The organism is Streptomyces sp. SID14478 (assembly GCF_010548525.1).
GTDB lineage: Bacteria > Actinomycetota > Actinomycetes > Streptomycetales > Streptomycetaceae > Streptomyces.
The window spans coordinates 1-3,842 of the sequence record NZ_JAAGMG010000264.1 but is presented as its reverse complement, the minus strand read 5'-3'; the positions used below and the strand labels follow the sequence as shown (position 1 = coordinate 3,842).

General features: G+C 71.8%; 4 protein-coding genes. All 4 read right to left on the bottom strand.

Features of this window, described 5'->3' with window-relative positions; genetic code table 11:
* Positions 1-1,377: HAMP domain-containing sensor histidine kinase (locus G3I40_RS09300; protein WP_164301686.1), on the bottom strand; the 1,377-nt coding region annotated here is incomplete at its 3' end.
* Positions 1,374-2,108 (bottom strand): response regulator transcription factor, encoded by a 735-nt coding sequence (locus tag G3I40_RS09295; protein ID WP_164301685.1) that lies wholly within the window; start codon positions 2,106-2,108, stop codon positions 1,374-1,376. The genes G3I40_RS09295 and G3I40_RS09300, both read right to left, overlap by 4 nt.
* A 40-nt stretch (positions 2,109-2,148) precedes the next feature.
* On the bottom strand, positions 2,149-2,319 hold the full coding sequence (locus tag G3I40_RS46425) for a hypothetical protein (RefSeq protein ID WP_203643719.1): 171 nt from the start codon (positions 2,317-2,319) through the stop codon (positions 2,149-2,151).
* Between the two features lie 20 nt (positions 2,320-2,339).
* Positions 2,340-3,512, bottom strand: coding sequence for a trypsin-like peptidase domain-containing protein (locus G3I40_RS09290; protein WP_164301684.1), 1,173 nt, complete (start codon positions 3,510-3,512; stop codon positions 2,340-2,342).
* Between the last annotated feature and the right edge of the window lie 330 nt (positions 3,513-3,842).

Here is a 3,842-nt window from a genome sequence, read left to right as displayed (position 1 = left end):
GGTGCCGCCGCCGTCCGCCGCGGCGAGCGCGACCTCGCCGCCGTTCGCCTCGACGGTGCGGGCCACGATGGACAGGCCGAGGCCCGAGCCGGGCAGCGCGCGGGCGGTCGGCGAGCGCCAGAACCGGTCGAAGACGTAGGGGAGTTCATCGGCGGGGATGCCAGGGCCGTGATCCCGCACGGTGAGAGTCCCGCGCATCAGCCGCACCTCGATGGTGCCCTTGTCCGGGCTGAACTTCACCGCGTTGTCGAGCAGGTTCACGATCGCCCGCTCCAGCGCGGCCGGTTCCGCCCGCACGTACCAGGGGGCCAGCTCGGCGTCGATGGTCAGCTCGGGGCCGCGCAGCCGGGCCCGCTCGATGGCGGTACGGACGGTCTCGTGCAGCGAGACGACCTTGAGCGGGCCGTCGCTCCCGTTCAGCCCGGAACGCGACAGCTCCTGCAAGTCCCCGATGAGCGCGGCCAGTTCGATCATCTGCGCCTTCACCGAGGCCATCAGCGCCCTGCGGTCGTCCGGGGGGATGGCGCGGCCCGTCTCCTCGCTGCGGGTGAGCAGCTCGATGTTGGTGCGCATCGAGGTGAGGGGGGTGCGCAGCTCGTGCCCCGCGTCGGCGATGAGCTGCTGCTGCAGGTCGCGGGAAGACGCGAGGGACGCCGTCATCGAGTTGAAGGACTCCGACAGCCGCGCGATCTCGTCGTCGCCCTCGACCGGGATGCGGACGGTGAGGTCCTCGGTCCTGGCCACGTGCTCGACGGCATCGGTGAGCTTGTCGACGGGGCGCAGTCCGGTACGGGCGATCCAGAGGCCGGCGGCGGTGGCACCGAGTACGCCGATGCCGCCGACGGCCAGGAGGACCCAGGCCAAGGTGGCGAGGGGTTCGGTGATCTCCTTGACGGGAGTGGCGACGGAGACGGCGACGCCGGGGAGCGTCGCGCCGGAGGGCCCTCCTCTCTTCACCCCCAGCGTGAGCACGCGCATGGGCTTGCCGGAGGCGTCGTCGGTGGTGTGCCGAGCGGAGGTGAGCACACCGTTGGCCACGTCCAGGTCGGCCTGCTGGACGGGGATGTGCGGGTCGCCCGACGACGTGCACTCGGCGCCGTCGACCGAGATGACCTGGATCGTCGGGCCCGGCAGGCCGCGCGGGATCGCGGGATCCTTGCTGTTGCAGTTGCCGACGATGTTCTCCAGCTGCGCCGTGCTGATCGACGCCGCCTCGGTGTGCAGCTTGTCGTCCAGCTGTGCGGACAGCTGATCTCGCGTGAGGAACCAGCACGTCACCGCCACCGCGGCGACCGCCGCCGCCACGGCCAGCGCCACCAGCAGCGCGATCCGCGACCGCAGCGGCAGATGCCTCAACCGGCGCATCGGACCGCTCACTCCGCCCCGCCCGACCGCAACACGTACCCCACACCCCGCACCGTGTGGACGAGCCGCGGCTCGCCCCCGCCCTCCGTCTTGCGGCGGAGGTACATCACGTACACGTCGAGGGAGTTGGACGACGGCTCGAAGTCGAAGCCCCAGACCGCCTTGAGGATCTGCTCGCGCGTGAGGACCTGGCGCGGGTGGGCCAGGAACATCTCCAGCAGCGTGAACTCGGTGCGGGTCAGCTCGACCGTGCGCGCGCCCCGCGTGACCTCCCGGGTCGCCAGGTCCATGCGCAGATCGGCGAAGGCCAGCACGTCGGAGTCGTCCACGATCCCGCCGGAAGCGGCGGCGTAGGAGCTGCGCCGCAGCAGCGCGCGGACCCGGGCGAACAGCTCGTCCAGTTCGAACGGCTTGACCAGGTAGTCGTCGGCGCCCGCGTCGAGCCCGGTGACCCGGTCGCCGACGGTGTCGCGCGCGGTGAGCATGAGGATCGGGGTGGTGGAGCCGGTGGCGCGCAGTCGCCTGGCCGCCGTCAGCCCGTCCATGCGCGGCATCTGGATGTCCAGGACGACCAGGTCCGGCTGGTAGGCGGCCGCCTTCTCCAGCGCGTCGGCGCCGTCGACGGCGACCTCGGTGCCGTAGCCCTCGAAGGCGAGGGAACGCTGGAGTGCCTCCCGCACCGCCGGCTCGTCGTCGACGATGAGGATGCGGTGCGGGTCGCGGTCGCCTTCGGCGGGACTCATGGGCTGCGCTTCCTAACGAATGGTTCGGGCAGGGCCGTTCTCAGCCTCGCACGGTGGCGCGGCGGCCGCGTGCCGCCCGGGGCCGCGCCGTGGACGACGTCACTTCGGGGGCGCGGGTGACGGGCGGATGCAGGGTCGCTGCGACGGTCAGGGCGAGGCCGAGGTCGGCCGGGCCCGTGGGGGCTTCGGGGTGACGGACGGTGCGGGTCATGACGGTCCTCCTGGGACGCCCTAGCTGTCGGAGCCCCCGGCGCGCAGCGAGTCGAGGTCGGCCTTGACGGTGTTGATCGGGATGGCGAAGCCGAGGCCGACGCTGCCCGCGCTCGACGAGTCCGCCGACGAGCCCGAGCCCGAACCGGACGAGTACATCGCCGAGTTGATGCCGATGATGTTGCCGTTCATGTCGATGAGGGCGCCGCCGGAGTTGCCGGGGTTGAGGGACGCGTCGGTCTGCAGCGCCTTGTACGTCGTCGTGGACGAGCCGGTCTCCCCGTTGAACTGCCGGCCGCCGAACTCGAACGGCCACTGGCCGCTGCCGCCGCCCTGTTGCTGTTGCTGCTGCTCCTGCTGGCCCTCGTCGGTGGAGACGGTGACGTCGCGGTCGAGCGCGGAGACGATGCCGCTGGTGACGGTGCCGGTCAGGCCCTCGGGGGAGCCGATGGCGACGACGTCGTCGCCGACCTTGACGCCGTCGGAGTCGCCGAGCGTGGCCGCCTTGAGGCCCGAGGCGTTCTTCAGCTTGATGAGGGCGAGGTCCTTCTTGGCGTCGGTGCCGACGACCTCGGCGGTGTAGGACTTGCCGTCGCTCGTCCTCACCTTGACCGAGGAGGCGCCGGAGATGACGTGGTTGTTGGTGAGGATCTCGCCGTCGCCGGTGAGGATCACGCCGGAGCCGGTGGAGGAGCCGGACGACAGCGTCGCGTTGACCTCGACGATCGACGGGCTGACCGCCTCGGCGACCCCGGAGACGGTGCCCTTCTTGCTGCTGGGCACGACGTTCGTGCTGGTGGCGCTGGAGGCCGTGGTGTCCGTGCCGGTCAGCTCCTGGAAGGCGTACGCGGTGCCGCCGCCGACGGCCGCCGCCGCGATGGCCACGGCCGCGATCAGACCGAACGGGCCGCGCATCCGCTTCCTGCGCGGCTGGGGACCGGTCGCGGCGGGAGCCGTCGGACCTCCGGCCGGCGGCTCGGCGCCGTAGGCCGCGAACTGCGCGGTGTGCCCGTCACCGCCGTGCCCGCCGCCGTCGCCCGGCCACACCGTGGTGCCGGGGGCGACGCTCAACGGCTGCGCCGGCTCGTACGGCGGCGGGGGAGGGAACGACCCCTGTGCGGAAGCGTTCTCGGAGTACGGGGACTGCTGCTGGCCCTGGGGGTACTCGCCGCTGCGGCGGAAGGTCTCGGTCATGACAGTAAGCCTGTGGCGCGTTCATGAGAGCGGGCTGAGCGTGCCCTGAGAGTCCCGGCAGAACCCTGTTTGCCCGAAATAAAGACGCCCGGGGCAGGCGAACGGAGAGTGGCCGCCACATGAGGTCGCGGAGGGTGCCGGACCAACACTTCCCGGGCTGCTGTGAACGCCGTGTGTGCCGTGACTCCTGAGGCCTACGATCCCCGCCTCGAAGCCCCACCACGACTCACCACCACATCAGGAGCCCTGAGTGATACGTGTTCCGCGCGGCCGCTGGAGACGCACCGCCACCGCGTTGCCCGCAGCCGCTCTCGCGCTGGCGCTGAGCTG

What these genes read in the sequence shown, in the direction of transcription:
- G3I40_RS09295 (WP_164301685.1), bottom strand. Translation starts at nt 2,108, where the DNA reads ATGAGTCCCGCCGAAGGCGACCGCGACCCGCACCGCATCCTCATCGTC.
- G3I40_RS46425 (WP_203643719.1), bottom strand. Translation starts at nt 2,319, where the DNA reads ATGACCCGCACCGTCCGTCACCCCGAAGCCCCCACGGGCCCGGCCGAC.
- G3I40_RS09290 (WP_164301684.1), bottom strand. Translation starts at nt 3,512, where the DNA reads ATGACCGAGACCTTCCGCCGCAGCGGCGAGTACCCCCAGGGCCAGCAG.